Here is a 14,809-nt window from a genome sequence, read left to right on the forward strand (position 1 = left end):
TTGTCTTAGACTCACGGAGGTTTAACAACGTTATGCCAACCATCGGGATCTACACCGCGACCGAGAACGAACTGGGGTCCATCGGGCGGGCGGCCGAGGAGGTCGACGCAGACCTCCTCGTGCGGTCGGCGAGCGACCTGGACGACGAGACCGACGCAGCCGCCTTCGTCGACGAGTTGACCGACGCGACCGCCGTTATCTGCTGGCTCCACGGCTCCGAAGGGAGCATGCCCGGCTACGAGAGCGCCGTCGACCGGCTGCGGGAGGCCGGCGTGCCGCTCGTGGTCAAGTCCACGGGCGACGCCTACGCGATGGAGGACACCACCGTCGATTCGGCCGCCCGCGAGCGCGTCTACGAGTACCTCGACAGGGGCGGGACCGTCAACGTGGCCAACTGCCTGCGGTTCCTCGTGGACGAGTACGCGGGCTCCGAGGACGTCGGTGCGTCCGCCGTGGACGCCGCGGACGACGAGGACCGTCCCTACGACGACCCCGTCGCGCTGCCGACGGAGGGGGTCTACCACCCGGATCACCCCGGCGCGAGCTACGACGAGCTGCTCGCGACCCACGATCCCGAGTCGCCGACGGTCGCCGTCTGGTTCTACGAGTCCCACTGGACCCACGAGAACCTGCGATACGTCGACGCGCAGGTGCACGCGCTCGAGGCGCAGGGCGCGAACGCGCTCCCCATCTTCTGTAACCCGGCCTCCGAGGAGGACGGGGGCTGGGACGCCGAACGCGTCACGGACGAGTGGCTCGTCGATGCTGACGACGAGCCGGTCGTCGACGCCGTCCTCTCGTCGTTCATGTTCTCGCTGGCGATGGACGAGCGCGGGCGCGAGGCGAGCGACGAGGGCGACTCCGCCGAGGACGTCTTCCTCGACCGCCTCGGCGTGCCCGTGATCCAGACGGTCACGACGATGCGCTCGCGATCGCGATACGACGCGAGCGACACCGGGGTGATGGGCTTCGAGCTGGCGCTTTCGGTCGCGCTCCCGGAGTTCGACGGAAACGTCATCACCCACCCGATAAGCGGCAAGGAGCGGACCGACGACGACGCCGACATCGGCACGGCGCCGAAACAGCATTTCCCGATCGACGACCGGGTCGACCACGCCGCCCGCCTCGCGGTCAACTGGGCCGAACTCCGACACACGCCGAACGCGGAGAAGTCCGTCGCGGTCGTCCTCCACAACTACCCGCCGAGCGACGACGGCATCGGAACCGCCTTCGGGCTCGACACCCCCGAGAGCACGGTCAACCTCCTCTCGGAGCTCTCCGACCGCGGGTACGATCTCGGCGATGACGAGGCGAGACCCGACGAGACCGGAACGGGCGCGGGCCCGCCCGTCGACGGCGCCGACCTCATCGACCGGCTGACCGACCAGTTGACTCTCGATTCCCGGTGGGTGGCTCCCGAGGACGTCCGCGAGGCGAGCGTCGACGTCGTCCCCACCGACCGCTACCGCGAGTGGTTCGACGCCCTCGACGAATCGCTGCGGGAGAACGTCCTCGAGGAGTGGGGCGATCCCCCCGATCGACCCTTCGCGATCCCCGGCGTCGAGTTCGGGAACGTGCTCGTCACCGTCCAGCCGCCCCGCGGGTTCGGGATGGATCCCTCGAAGGTCTACCACGACTCCGACCTCCAGCCCCCGCACGACTACGTGGCGTTCTACGCCTGGCTGCGCAACGCCTTCGAGGCCGACGCGGTCGTCCACCTCGGCACCCACGGCAGCCTGGAGTGGCTGCCCGGCAAGACGGTCGGGCTCGACGGCGAGAGCGCGCCGGACGGGCTGATCGACGACGTGCCGAACGTCTACCCGTACGTGATCAACAACCCCGGCGAGGGGACCCAGGCGAAGCGGCGCTCGTACGCCGCGATCGTGGACCACCTCACGCCGGTGATGGGCAACGCCGGCACCTACGACGAGCTCGCGGAGCTCGAGGAGCTGGCCGACCGCTACCGCGAGGCCGGCATGGAGGACGCTCGCACCGACGACGGCGAGCACCTGGAGCGCCTCCTCCGGGAGACGGTCGACGACCTCGACCTCGCGGTCGAGCTCGGGATCGAGGGAACGATCGACGACCGGGCCGACGTTCGTGGTCCCGAGGAGGCCGGCTCGACGCTCGCCGAGGGCGACGTCGACGGCGACGACCTCGACGTCGACGAACTCGTCGAGCGCGTCCACGAGTACCTCACCGACGTGAAGACGACCCAGATCCGCTACGGACTTCACACCATGGGCGAGCCGCCGGCCGACGATCGACTCGTCGAGTACCTCGTCGCGCTCACGCGCCTGGAGAACCCCGGCGGACCGAGCCTCCGCGAGAGCGTGGCCGGCGTCCTCGGGGTCGATCACGAACGAATGCTCGAGGAGCCGGGAACCTACGACGAGGACCTCGGAATGACGCTTTCGGCGGCGGCGGACGTCGTCCACGAGACGAGCCTCGACCTCGTCTCCACCCTGGCCGAACGCGGCTTCGACGTGCCCGACTCGGAGGTCGACGGCAGGGACCGCGCGACGGCCGAGAGGGACGCGAACGCGAGCGAGAGCGTGGAGGAGGACGCACAACCGGGGAGTACCGGGGACGACCGCGAGGTGAACATGAACCTCCTCGTCGTCGATCTCGACCCGATCGGCGACGCCCGCGCGAAGCCGGGCGCACACGAGGACCTCCGCGAGGCGCTCGCGTTCGTCTGCGAGGAGGTGGCCCCACGCGTCGAGGGCGCGGAAACGGAGATTCCCCGAACCGCGGACGCGCTCTCCGGCGAGTACGTCCCGCCGGGCGGCAGCGGCGCGCCCACGCGCGGCGGCGTCGACCTCCTGCCGACCGGGCGCAACTTCTACACGCTCGATCCCCGGAAGGTGCCGGCCAGGAGCGCCTGGGAGGTGGGCCGCGAGGTCGCCGCGGGCGTCGCCGACCGCCACCGCGAGGAGCGCGGCGAGTACCCCGAGGAGATCGGCGTGGTCGCCTGGGGTACCCCCACCGTTCGGACCCGCGGCGAGACGATCGCGCAGGTCCTCGCCCTGATGGGCGTCGAGCCGCAGTGGACCGACGCCGGTCGGGTCGACGACGTGGATCCGATCCCGCTCGAGGAGCTCGGCCGGCCGCGGATCGACGTCACGACCCGCGTCTCCGGGCTCTTCCGCGACGCCTTCCCGCAGGCGGCCGGCGTGATCCACGACGCGGTCGAGGCGGTCGTCGAACTCGACGAGCCCCACGACCGCAACTACGTGAAAAAACACGTCGAGGAGGAGACGGAGCGGCTGGAGGTCGAGGGCGCGGAGGACCCCGAGGCGGCCGCGGCCCACCGCGTGTTCACGACCAAACCCGGCGGCTACGGCGCGGGGACGAACAAGGCGGTCGACGAGGGGAACTGGGAGGACCGCGGGGATCTCGCCGACGTCTACACCCAGTGGGGCGGCTACGCGCTCGGCAAGCGCGGGCGCGTCTCCGCGGCCCACGACGCCTTCGAGCGCCGTCTCGGAAACGTGGAGGCGACGGTGAAGATCGAGGATACGGCCGAACAGGACGAGTTCGACAGCTCCGACTGGTACGCGTTCCACGGCGGGTTCATCACCGCCGTCTCCGAGATCGCCGACGAGGAGCCCGCCTCCTACGTCGGCGACTCGAGCGATCCGGACGCGGTCTCCGTCTACACGAACGAGGAGAAGGTCCGCAAGGCGATGCGCGCCCGGGTGCTCAACCCGAACTGGATCGACAGCATGCGAGAACACGGCTACAAGGGCGCCGGCGACCTCTCGACGACCGTGGACGTCGTCCTCGGGTGGGATGCGACCGCCGGCGTCGTGAGCGACGCGCTGTGGGCGGACGTCGCGGGGAAGTACGCCCTCGATCCCGACCGGATCGAGTGGATGCGGGAGGTGAACCCGTGGGCCCTCGAGAGCATCACGGACACGCTCCTCGAGGCGATCGACCGCGGGCTGTGGGACGCGGACGCCGCGACCGAGGACCGGATCCGCGACGTCAACCTCCGGGTCGACGGCGACCTGGAGGCACGAGAGAGCGGATCGGGCGCGTCCGACCACGACGCTGCGGAGGTGACGAGCGATGACGACTGAGGGTGCATCGAGCGACGGAACGACTGAAGGTGTGTCCTCTGAGGATACCTTCGACGAGTACGCCGACCTCGGCGCGACCACCGAGAACGCGATGGAGATCGCGGAGACCAGCATGGACCGGGTCCGAAAGCTCGTCCCCCAGGAGACGATCGCCGACCGAATCAGGGGGAAGTCAGTTCACGCGACCGGCGATCCGGAGTTCCAGCACCTCGTCCGGTTCACCGGACCGACCGACGATGCGCCGGTCCGCGCCGGCGCGCGGGCGGTCCTCGAGTCGCGACCGATCGTGACCGACATCACGATGGTGAAGGCGGGGATCACCGGCCGCGGCCACGACTGTCCGGTGCGAAAGGCCATCGGAAACGGCGCCGAGCTGGCCGAGCGGACGGGAATGACACGAACCGCGGCGTCCGTCCTCGAACTCGACCGGGAGGGCGTCTACGACGACGCCATCGCGGTGATCGGCAACGCGCCGACCGCCGCGCTCGCGTTGGCCGACTGCATCGAGGACGGCACCCGCCCCGCCGTCGTGGTCGCCACGCCGGTCGGGTTCGTGAAGGCCGCCGAGAGCCGCGAGCGTCTGCGTGCCGTGGCCGCCGAACACGGCGTGCCCGCGATCTCGAACGTCGGACGCCGCGGCGGTAGCGGGCTCGCCGCCGGCCTGACGAACGAGCTCGTCCACGTCGCGAGCGACGTCCGCGACGGCTCGATCGACGCCGAGTGGGCGGCCGATCTCCGATGAGCGACGACTACGATCTCGAGTCCGGACCGGATCCCGCGGCCCTCGCGGCGGCCGCGCCGGAGTCGGATCTCGGCTCGTCGACGAACGAACCCACGACGGACGAACCGACGCCCGACGACCGTGAACCGGTCCACGCGGTCGGGATCGGCCCGGGGAATCCCGAGTATCTGACGCCGCGCGCGCGGCGAGCGGTCCGCGAGGCCGACGTCGTCGTCGGCTTCGAGACCGTCGTCGCGTTCCTCGAGGAGGCGATGGCCGTCGACGCCGAGGTCCTCACCTGCGGGTACCGCGACGAGGCCGAGACGCTCGACGCCTTCGCGAACCGCGTCGCCGACGGCGCGGTCGGAACCGCGCTCTTGATGGGCGATCCGAACCACTCCGGCTACCAGTTCGTCGGCAAGGTGCAGGCCGCCGTCGACCGCCCGGTTCGGGTGATACCGGGGATCTCCTCGCTACAGGTCGCGGCCAGTCGCGCGCGCACGCCGATGGAGGAGACGACCTTCGTCACCCTGCACAAGAGCGGCGACCTGGAGGCCGACCTCGCGAGGATTCGCCGCGACGTCGGCGATCGCCACCTGCTCGTGTTGCCGCGCCCCTACGACCTGATGCCGGAGGACGTCGCCGCCGACCTCCTCGACGCCGGCGCGTCCGCGAACCTCGACGCGCTCGTCCTCGAGCGACTGACCCACGACGACGAGGCGATCACGCACACGACCCTCGGCCAACTCGCCGAGCGGGCGAGAACGGATGCGTCGGCGGACCCGTCCCCCGACGAGTCGCGGTTCTCGGATCTGTCCGTGCTCGCGGTTCGCGCCGACCGCTGATCCGATACGGTCGTTCCCTCGAGTTCGTTCGCTTCGATAGGTGCCACTTCCGGACCTCTCGATTCGCGGATCTCGGGAGTTCGAGTCGTCCGACCACAACCTATTTTAGATCCGCCTTCCTCGTGGTTAGCAAACGAACTTTGGTTAGTTCAAAATTACTTTACTTACACGAATGACGACCGAATCACTCCTGCTCATCGGCCGCGACACGAGAACCGCCCGCGAGGACTTTCGAGTTCACGCCGACAGACTCCGTGGAAGCGCCGGCGTCGACGACGTGGATATCGCGCTCTACGAGGAGGAGCCGGTTCGCGAACTGCGCGACCGGTTCGTCGAGATCGACGACGACGTCGTCTATGCCGTCCCCATGTGTGCGGCCCACTCCCACGACACCCTCGATGCCGTCCCCTCCGCGCTCTCGTACGTCGAGGGGGAGGTCCGCTACTGCGAGCCGGTCGGCCGCAGTCCGGCCGTCACGGACGTCCTGGAGGAGCGCGCCGCGGCGTCGGTTCCGCCCGACGACGACGCCGCGATCGCCATCGTCGCCTTCGGGAGCAGCTCGAAGCCCCACCACCGACGCACGGCCGAGTTCCACGCCGAGCGGCTCCGCGAGCGCTCGGGATACGGCCAGGTCCACATCAGCTATCTGGTGCAGAATCCGGCGGTCGAGTGCGCGCGATACGCGATCGAGAAATCGCGGGCGGTGGCCGTTCCCCTCTTCGTGACCCGATCGCCGGCCACCGAGGAGCGGATCCCGGCGGCGCTCGAACTCGACCGCGGCGGCCTCGAGTACGCCCCACCCCTCGGGAGCCATCCGCGAGTCACCGACGCCATCCGGGCGGAGGTCGAACGGCGCCGCGCGCTGGCCGCCGACCCCGGCGGCGAATCCACCCTCGAAGAGCAGGTTACGCGCTCGCGACGTCCGGTCGCCACCGACGGCGAGGGCGTCGGAGAGCGCTGAGTCGCCCGGAATCGTCGGTCGCTTCGCTCTACTCCGTCTTCTCCGCCAACAACACGAGCGCGGTGCTGTCCGCGGTCGCGACGGGCGAGATCGCCTGATCGCCGTCGAACCGAACTGCGTCGCCGGCGTCGAGATCGTACGTCTCGGACCCGAGGTGCATCTCGATCTCGCCCTCGATCAGGTACACGACCACGTGTCGGTCCGGATGGTCGTGAGGCTCCACGCGCTCGCCCGCGTCCAGCCGGAGTCGGATCGTCGTCGGTTCCGAGCCCGGGAAGACGTTCGCGTGTGGCTCGCCCGACAGCTCGGCGAGCGGTTCGACGCTCGCCATCCTCAGGCCTCCCGATCGGGTTCGAATTCCCCGCGTTTGATCCCGCGACGGACCGGACCGTGCTCCTCGTCGGTCGGCGGCGGAGCCGTGATCAAAAGCGCCTCGAGCCGGCCGTCCTCGTCGGCTCTGATCCCGCGATCGACGCCCGCCTCGACGGCGATCACGTCGCCGGGCTCGACCGCGTGGGTCGTCTCGCCCTCCCGAACGATCCCGGTTCCGTCCCGAACGCTGACGACGAGGTCGCTTTCGGGCGCGTGGACCGGGATGAACTGCCCCGGCTCGAAGTACCCGCAGACGACCTTCGCCCGATCGCTTCGAAACGCCTCTTGCGCGCTGAAGCGCCCCTCCAGGTAGGTTCGCTCCGCGTCGAAGTCGATCTCGGGCATCCTCAGATCCCCCCCGTGGACCGCGATCGGTTCGACGTTTCCCCGTGCGCCGGCCTCGTCTCGGGTGTGCCTGCGTCCATGCGTTCGATCGAAGGACACCTCGACGGACGGGCGTTTCCCCGAACGTATTCGCACGCCTCGACGACGGGTTCGCGATCGATGATCCCCGTCGAGTCCAGGGATCGCCCGCCCCTCTCGAGCCTGGTCGGTATCTCACTGTGTGGCCGACGTCTCCTCGACAACCGGTCGTCGTCCCCGAACCGCTCCCCCGGCCACGCGAATCGATTCGACGTCCCGACGCCCTGTCGTTGCGAACGCAGACTGCTGTACGGATTTCGCGATGGGAGAACAAGTAGGGGGGAGGTCGCGGTGGGGACAATTGTTTATTAATAACCCGTTTCCACTCTACGTATGCTGGCCTCAAGCACTTCGTTCATCGATTCGATCGCACGGGAGATCGCCCTGTGGGGCGGTGTGCTCCTCCTGCTCGCCAGCGTCCTTTCGTTCTACACGGGATGGAACAAGCGGAAGCTGGCCGGGGTCATCTCCGAGACTCCCCGACGACCGATCGCTGAAGTACGATCGCCGGGGGTGATTCGGATCCGAGGTGAGATCTCTCCACGAGTCCCCCGGGAAACGTTCACGTCCCCGATCAAGGGTGACGAGAGCTGCGTTCTATCGGCGTGGGAGATCAAAGAAAAATACGACTCTCCGAAGACGAAGTCGTGGGAGCGCTCCGCGTGGGGCGTCAAAACGGTCCCGTTCTCCCTCTCGAACGACGATGCGGAGCTGCTCGTCGAAATCGATGACGAAGTCGTCGGGAACGAAACGGACGGCGTGTTCACGCCGGAAACCCTGCTTTCGGCGGACGGCGTCTCCGTCGAGGGACTCCAGTGCGAGTTCGAAGCGTTCGATGCACACGTCGAAACGGATTACGACGAACCCCCGCCGGGACGGGTCGCGGAATTCTTGGAGCACACCGACGGGCTGTCGGTCGATCCGATGACGACCCTCGCCGGCGATTTCAGCGTTGATGCGAGCAAACGAAAGTACTCCGAACAGACGATCAAATCCGGGGACACGGTTAGCGTCCTCGGCTACGCCCGACCTCGACGTGACGGGATGGAGTCAACTGCTCACCCCGCGGATCTGGTGGTGACGCCCACGAACGAGTCCACCCTGTACCTCTCACAACGACCGTTCGACGAGATGCCGAACGGTGGTGGGGCCTTGGTGTTCAGTCTACTGACCGGCGTTCTCGGTACCGGTCTTCTCGCCTTCCGGTTCGTCGCGTAAGCCGGATGCTTGGTGTGGCGGATATGGCCGTTCTCTCACCCACGGGACGCCGATTTTATATCGCGAAATGAGATATATCCTGGTGTGAGGAATTGCCACTGTGAAAGATTTTATCACACGATGTTGGAATCTTGAGCCGATGGCAGACTCCGAGCTACTCGAGGGGGAGGTCGCCGTCGTCACCGGCGGCGCGAGCGGTAACGGTCGGGAGATCGCGCTCACGTTCGCCGAGGAGGGCGCGGACGTGGTCGTCGCCGACGTCAACGAGTCTCCACGCGAGGGCGGCGTGGAGACGCACCGGCGAATCCGGGAGGAAACGGACGCGTCGGCGATCCACGTCGACTGTGACGTCTCGGACGTCGACGACGTCTACGCCGCGGTCGAGGCCGCAGAGGAGTTCGGAGGCGTGACCGTGATGGTGAACAACGCGGGCATCACCGAGAGCCGGTCCTTCCTCGAGACCACGGAGGACGAGTACGACACCATGATGGACGTCAACGCCAAGGGGACGTTCTTCGGCTCGCAGGCCGCCGCCAAGTCGATGCTGGACGGTGGACGCGAGGGGTCGATCGTCAACATCTCCAGCACGTCCGGCCTCCGCGGTCGAGCCGACGGCGTGAGTTACTGCACCTCGAAGGGCGGTATCAGGCTGATGACGTACGCGCTCGCCGACGCGCTGGCTCCGGACATCCGCGTCAACGCGGTGCATCCGGGGTTCACCGACACGGCGATGACGCGCGGCGGGTTCGTCGATCCGGACTCCAGAGCGGAGTTCTTCGAAAAGGAGATGCCGCTCGGCCGGCCGGGTCAACCGAACGACACCGCCAACGCCGTGCTCTATCTGGCGAGCGACCTCGCGTCGTTCGTCACCGGCCACTCGCTCGTCGTCGACGGCGGCGTGACCGCGACGAAGTAGCGGCGACTCATTCCCCGCGGTCGTCGGGAACGTTCGCCAGCTCGTCGGCGATCCCCGTGTATCCCGCGGGCGTCAGGGCGTCGAGCTCCGCGCGAACCGATTCGTCGACCGGCAGCTCGGCGAAGAGGTCGCGAAAGTCCGCGAGCGTGACGCGCTTCCCGCGGGTCAACTCCTTGACGCGCTCGTAGGCCTCGGTGTCGCCCTCCCGTCGCAGGATCGTCTGGACGGCCTCGCCGATGACCTCCGGGGTCGCCTCGAGCTCCTCGCGCATCACCTGCTCGTTCGGAACGACCTTCCCCAACCCGTCGGCGACCTTCGAGTAGCCGATCAGGCTGTGAGCGAGGGCGGCACCGACGTTCCGCTTGACGGTCGAGTCGGAGAGGTCCCGCTGGAGCCGGGAGGTGGTGACGTAGTCGGCGAGGAACGTGAGGTCGGCGTTGGCCTTCGAGAGGTTCCCCTCGCTGTTCTCGAAGTCGATCGGGTTCACCTTGTGGGGCATCGTCGAGGAGCCGGTCTCGCCCGCGACGGTCTCCTGGCCGAGGTAGCGGTCGGAGACGTAGAGCCAGGCGTCGAGATCCAGATCCCGGAGCACGTTGTTGATCCCCCGCACCGCATCGAAGACGGCGGCCAGGTCGTCACAGGGGTTCACCTGCGTCGCGAGGTCGACGTGTTCGAGGCCCAGATCGGTCACGAACGACCGGGAGAACGCTCGCCAGTCGACGTCCGGATAGGCGGCCTCGTGGGCGGCGTAGGTTCCCGACGCGCCGGCGAGCTTGCCGGCGATCCCGTCCGTCGCGTCCTCGAGCCGGCCGAGCCCTCGCCCGAGGCGGGCCGCGTAGACCGCCATCTCCTTGCCGAAGGTGGTCGGCGTCGCCGGCTGTCCGTGGGTCCGTGCGAGCATCGGGACGTCCCCGTACTCGTGGGCGAGCGCGGTCAGCTCGTCGCGCACCTCCCGGATCGCCGGAACGAGAACCTCCTCGATCGCGGGTTTGACGAGGAGTCGGTGGGCGAGGTTGTTCACGTCCTCGCTCGTGAGCCCGAAGTGGATCCACGGGAAGAGTCCCTCCGCGTCGCCGATCGGTGCCGTCCTCTCGTTTTCGATCTCCGAGAGCCGAACGCGCAGGAAGTACTCGACCGCCTTCACGTCGTGGTTCGTCGCCTCGTACCCCTCGGCGCCGTGCACCTCGAGGTCCTTGATCAGGCGGGCGTCGTCGACGTCGAAATCCCGATATACCGACCGTATCGCGGCGCGAGCGTCCGGACCCAGGTCGATCGGCGTCGCGTCCAGGTCGGCGAGCGCGATCAGGTATTCGGCCTCGACCCGGGTACGGGCCCGCATCAGGCCGGCCTCGCTCGCGTACGGCGAGAGCGGCTCGGTCCGTCGGGCGTATCGGCCGTCGAGCGGCGAGACGGCCGCGAGCGGGTCGTCCCGCGGAAGGTCGGCGATCGCGTGACCGCCGTCGGTACGCGGTCCTCGGTGATCGTGCATGTCCGATGCTGCCGTCGGGGACCGCAAAAGCGTATCGATGGATCGCCCACGGGTGTGCATACATCACGACGTTTCTGCCTCTAACTCGCGTCCATCTATCCGCGTTCGTGGATCCCCCTCGCCGATCGACCGCAACCCATATGGTCGGCCGCGAGGACGCTCGGGTATGAAGATCGCCGGACTGGCCAGCAATCGAGGCCGAAACCTGCTGCACATCGACGACGTGACCCCGGGCGGCGCGGAGCTGTCCGTCGTGTTGAGCAACCGGGAGGGCGCTCCCGTCGTCGAGTCGGCCGCCGAACGCGGGATCGCCACCGAGGTCGTGGTTCGCGGGTCCGAGGAGTCGCGGGAGTCGCACGAACGACGGATCCTCGATCGGCTCTCGAGTTACGACTTCGACCTCGTCTGTCTCGACGGCTACATGCGCGTGTTGACGGACGAGTTCCTCGAGGACGCTCCGACGACGATCAACGTTCATCCGTCCCTGCTCCCGGCGTTCCCCGGGATGGACGCCCACGAACAGGTCCTCGAGGCCGGCGTCCGCACGACCGGCTGTACGGTCCACGTCGTCACGGAGGAGGTCGACGCCGGACCCGTCCTCACCCAGGAGCCGGTGCCGGTCTACGAGGACGACGACGTGGACAGCTTAAAGCAGAGAGTGCTATATGAATCGGAGTTCGCGGCCTACCCGCGGGTCGTCCGCTGGTTCGCACAGGACCGCGTGACCGTCGACCGGGAGGCGGGCACCGTCTCCATCGACGGCGACACGGGTGGCGACTTCCCGACCCGACGGTTCGTCTCGGAGGACCGCGGCGATCGGCTCCGGTACGGCGAGAACCCCCACCAGGACGCCGCCCTCTACGTCGACGACGCCTGCGAGGAGGCCACCGTCGTCGGCGCGCCCCAGCTCAACGAGGGCGCGAAGGGCATGGGCTACAACAACTACAACGACGCCGACGCCGCCCTCTCGCTCGTCAAGGAGTTCGAGGAGCCGGCCGCCGCCGTGATCAAACATACGAACCCGGCGGGGTGTGCCACGAGCTCGACGATCGCGGACGCCTACGACCGCGCGCTTCGAACTGACGCCAAGTCGGCCTTCGGCGGCATCGTCGCGCTCAACCGCGAGTGCGACGTCGAGACCGCCTCGGCGGTCACCGACTCGTTCAAGGAGGTCGTCATCGCGCCGGGCTACACGGACGCGGCCCTCGACGTGCTCACCGAGAAGTCGAACCTGCGGGTGCTCGACGTCGGTCCCCTCGGCGACCGGGAGGACCGGTTCCACGAGACGCTCACGGAGAAGCCGCTCGTCGGCGGCCGGCTCGTCCAGGAGCGTGACCGGCAGTCGCCGACGCCGGACGACCTCGAGGTCGTCACCGAGCGCGAGCCGACCGAGACGGAACTCGAGACGATGTGTTTCGCCTGGCGAACGATCAAACACGTGAAGTCGAACGGCATCGTCTTCGCCACGGGGACGGAGACGGTCGGGATCGGCATGGGACAGGTCTCCCGCGTCGACGCCGTCACGCTGGCGGCGATGAAGGCCGACAAGGACGCGGAGGGCAAATCCGCGGCGGGCGCCGTCATGGCCTCCGACGCCTTCTTCCCGTTCCCCGACGGGATCGAGGAGGCCGCCGAGGCCGGCATCGAGGCCGTGGTGCAACCGGGCGGGTCGGTGAACGACGAGGACGTCATCGAGGCCGCGAACGAACACGGGATGGCGATGGCCTTCACCGGATCGCGAAGCTTCAAACACGATTGAGGTCGGCTCCGTACCGATCGTCGATGTCGTGGGAAACACGGGATCGTCGCCGTCGAATAGGGGTCGTCGACGGCGCGTCACCCGGAACCGTCGACGGCGCGGAACACAAGAATTGTAACCACGCGTGTGGACCCTCCGTGTATGTCTCCTCCGGGGTCCGAGGACCGGCGAGGGCGCGTCGACGACGCCCTCGATCGTCGGACGCTCGCGGCCGTGGCGGCCGTGACGGTTCTCGGGCTCGCGCTTCGATTCTATGACCTCGGGGGGAGGGTCTTCCACTGGGACGAGGGCCGCGTCGGCTACTGGACGCTTCGATACGCCGAGACCGGCCATCTCGAGTACGAGCCGATCATTCACGGGCCGTTTCTGCGGGTCGTAAACGGCGCGCTCTTCGGGATCGTTCCGCCCACCGACGCCTCCGCGCGGCTCGTCGTCGCGCTCGTGGGGGGACTCCTCCCGCTCGGTGCGCTGTTGTTTCGATCGCGTCTGGACCGGCTCGAGACGGTTTCGCTCTCGGCCCTCCTCGCGTTCAACCCGCTTCTCGTCTACTACTCGCGGTTCATGCGCAACGACGTGCTCGTCGGCGCCTTCGCGGTCCTCGCGCTCGGGTTCGCGATCCGCGCGATCGACGCGCGCCGGGTCGGACACCTGTATGCGGCCGCCGCGCTGCTCGCGCTGTCGCTTTCGACGAAGGCGAACACGATCCTCTACGTGCTCTGTTACGTGGGCGCCGGCGCGTTGGTTCTCGACCATCGGATCGCGCGGGACGCCCGACGCGATGGACTTCGCGCGACCATCGCGGCCGAGATCCGGTCGTATTGGCGTGGACTCTCGGAGATCGCCGGTGACCGTCACCCGGTCGCGTTCGTCCTCGGACACGGCGTCGGCCTCGCCTGCGTCTTCCTCGCCGTCGTCGTGTTCTTCTACGCGCCCCGGCCGGAGTTTTACGGGGCGATCGGATCCCCGGACGCCTGGTCGGATGTCCTCCACGAGGCGACGATCGGCTCCGGCAGGGAGCTCGTCGACCTGTGGATCACGGGCGACATGCAGGGCAATCCCTACCTGACCTATGTGGGTCACGAACTCGAGACCATCGCGCACGCGGGGGCCGTCACTGCCGTGCTCGCCCTCGCCGGATTCGTCGTGGACGGGCACGTCCGGGGCCGCGGCGGCGTTCCGGCGGGACGCAACCGCGGGTTCGTCGCCTTCGGCGCCTACTGGGCGGCCGCGAGCCTGGTCGGCTATCCCGCGGCGACCGACATCAACGCGCCGTGGTCGGCGGTCCACATCCTGCTTCCGGCGACGATCCCGGCCGCCGTGGGACTCGCGTACCTCCTGCGGGAGTGTCGCGCCGCGATCCGCATCGACGACTCCGCGGGGGACGCCCCGACGATCCGCGTTCCGGAGCCGGGGACCGCGGCGATCGCTTTCCTCATCGTGTTGACCGTGACGGCGGGGCTGTTCGCGCCGACCGTAACCTACTGGAACTCGACGAATCCGGACCACACCGAGGTCGTCCAGTGGGCCCAGCCGCACAACGACGCGCGCGAGACGATCGACGACGTCGAGGCGATCGCGGCGGCCCACGAGGGCGGCACGGACGTCCTGTTCGTCGGGGTCGACCTCGAGTCCCGACAGGACACCTTCAACGTGGCCGATGAATCCGACGCCGATCGGATGCATCCCCCCGGCGGCTGGACCGATCGGCTCCCGCTGCCGTGGTACCTCGAGCGGTCGAACGCGCGCGTCGACAGCGTCAGCGCGGACGGCGAGGACGCCCCCGATCTCGATCGGGCGCTCGCGGACGCGCCGCCCGTCGTGATCGTACACGCGAGCGCGCGCGATGATGTCGACCCCCACCTCGACGGCTACCTCGTGCGCGAACACGAGCTGCGGCTGTGGAACTTCCGCGTCGCCTTCTTCATCGAGGAGGACGCGCTGCGCGACGCGCGAAACGAGTCCCCTGCCGCGTGATAGCGTGTCTCGGATCCCTGCCGCTCGTCTCGGATCGCTGATACGG

At 68.5% G+C, this 14,809-nt stretch carries 11 protein-coding genes; 8 read left to right on the forward strand and 3 right to left on the reverse strand.

Annotated elements, in window-relative coordinates; translation table 11 throughout:
• Positions 1 to 32 precede the first annotated feature (32 nt).
• The 4 genes from cobN to ACFQE9_RS13770 all read left to right on the forward strand — a co-directional run bounded on the left by cobN (position 33) and on the right by ACFQE9_RS13770 (position 6,612).
• Positions 33 to 4,085, forward strand: a complete 4,053-nt coding sequence (cobN, locus tag ACFQE9_RS13755; protein ID WP_379745865.1) for a cobaltochelatase subunit CobN — start codon at positions 33 to 35, stop codon at positions 4,083 to 4,085.
• A complete protein-coding gene (locus ACFQE9_RS13760; RefSeq protein ID WP_379745868.1) occupies positions 4,075 to 4,827 on the forward strand; it encodes a precorrin-8X methylmutase in 753 nt (250 codons plus the stop codon). The genes cobN and ACFQE9_RS13760 overlap by 11 nt, the downstream gene beginning before the upstream one ends.
• Complete coding sequence (locus ACFQE9_RS13765) at positions 4,824 to 5,651, forward strand: cobalt-precorrin-7 (C(5))-methyltransferase (protein WP_379745871.1); 828 nt, start codon at positions 4,824 to 4,826, stop codon at positions 5,649 to 5,651. Before ACFQE9_RS13760 ends, ACFQE9_RS13765 begins: the two co-directional genes overlap by 4 nt.
• 172 nt (positions 5,652 to 5,823) lie before the next feature.
• Entirely contained in the window at positions 5,824 to 6,612 is a 789-nt protein-coding gene (locus ACFQE9_RS13770; RefSeq protein ID WP_379745874.1) for a CbiX/SirB N-terminal domain-containing protein, read from the forward strand.
• A 28-nt stretch (positions 6,613 to 6,640) separates the two neighbouring features.
• On the opposite strand, the gene ACFQE9_RS13775 is transcribed toward ACFQE9_RS13770, so the two are convergent.
• Complete coding sequence (locus ACFQE9_RS13775; RefSeq protein ID WP_379745877.1) at positions 6,641 to 6,943, reverse strand: cupin domain-containing protein; 303 nt, start codon at positions 6,941 to 6,943, stop codon at positions 6,641 to 6,643.
• Positions 6,944 to 6,945: 2 nt separating this feature from the next.
• Positions 6,946 to 7,329: a cupin domain-containing protein gene (locus ACFQE9_RS13780; protein ID WP_379745880.1), complete on the reverse strand. Its 384-nt coding sequence runs from the start codon at positions 7,327 to 7,329 to the stop codon at positions 6,946 to 6,948.
• Between the two features lie 411 nt (positions 7,330 to 7,740).
• Here ACFQE9_RS13780 and ACFQE9_RS13785 point away from each other — a divergent pair, with 411 nt between their 5' ends.
• Positions 7,741 to 8,625 carry a hypothetical protein gene (locus tag ACFQE9_RS13785; protein ID WP_379745884.1) on the forward strand — a complete coding sequence of 295 codons (885 nt, stop codon included), beginning with the start codon at positions 7,741 to 7,743 and terminating at the stop codon, positions 8,623 to 8,625.
• Positions 8,626 to 8,764: 139 nt separating this feature from the next.
• The gene (locus ACFQE9_RS13790; protein ID WP_379745887.1) at positions 8,765 to 9,541 is read left to right on the forward strand and encodes an SDR family oxidoreductase; all 777 of its coding nucleotides are present in this window, start codon (positions 8,765 to 8,767) and stop codon (positions 9,539 to 9,541) included.
• 7 nt (positions 9,542 to 9,548) lie between these two features.
• Here ACFQE9_RS13790 and purB read toward each other — a convergent pair whose 3' ends face one another.
• Positions 9,549 to 11,030, reverse strand: coding sequence for an adenylosuccinate lyase (gene purB / locus ACFQE9_RS13795; RefSeq protein WP_379745890.1), 1,482 nt, complete (start codon positions 11,028 to 11,030; stop codon positions 9,549 to 9,551).
• A 166-nt stretch (positions 11,031 to 11,196) separates the two neighbouring features.
• Here purB and purH point away from each other — a divergent pair, with 166 nt between their 5' ends.
• Both purH and ACFQE9_RS13805 read left to right on the forward strand, forming a co-directional pair.
• Positions 11,197 to 12,789, forward strand: coding sequence for a bifunctional phosphoribosylaminoimidazolecarboxamide formyltransferase/IMP cyclohydrolase (purH, locus tag ACFQE9_RS13800; RefSeq protein ID WP_379745893.1), 1,593 nt, complete (start codon positions 11,197 to 11,199; stop codon positions 12,787 to 12,789).
• A 141-nt stretch (positions 12,790 to 12,930) separates the two neighbouring features.
• Positions 12,931 to 14,763: a flippase activity-associated protein Agl23 gene (locus ACFQE9_RS13805; RefSeq protein ID WP_379745896.1), complete on the forward strand. Its 1,833-nt coding sequence runs from the start codon at positions 12,931 to 12,933 to the stop codon at positions 14,761 to 14,763.
• Positions 14,764 to 14,809 lie beyond the last annotated feature (46 nt).

Origin of the sequence: Halopenitus salinus, assembly GCF_042662125.1 — an archaeon.
GTDB lineage: Archaea > Halobacteriota > Halobacteria > Halobacteriales > Haloferacaceae > Halopenitus > Halopenitus salinus.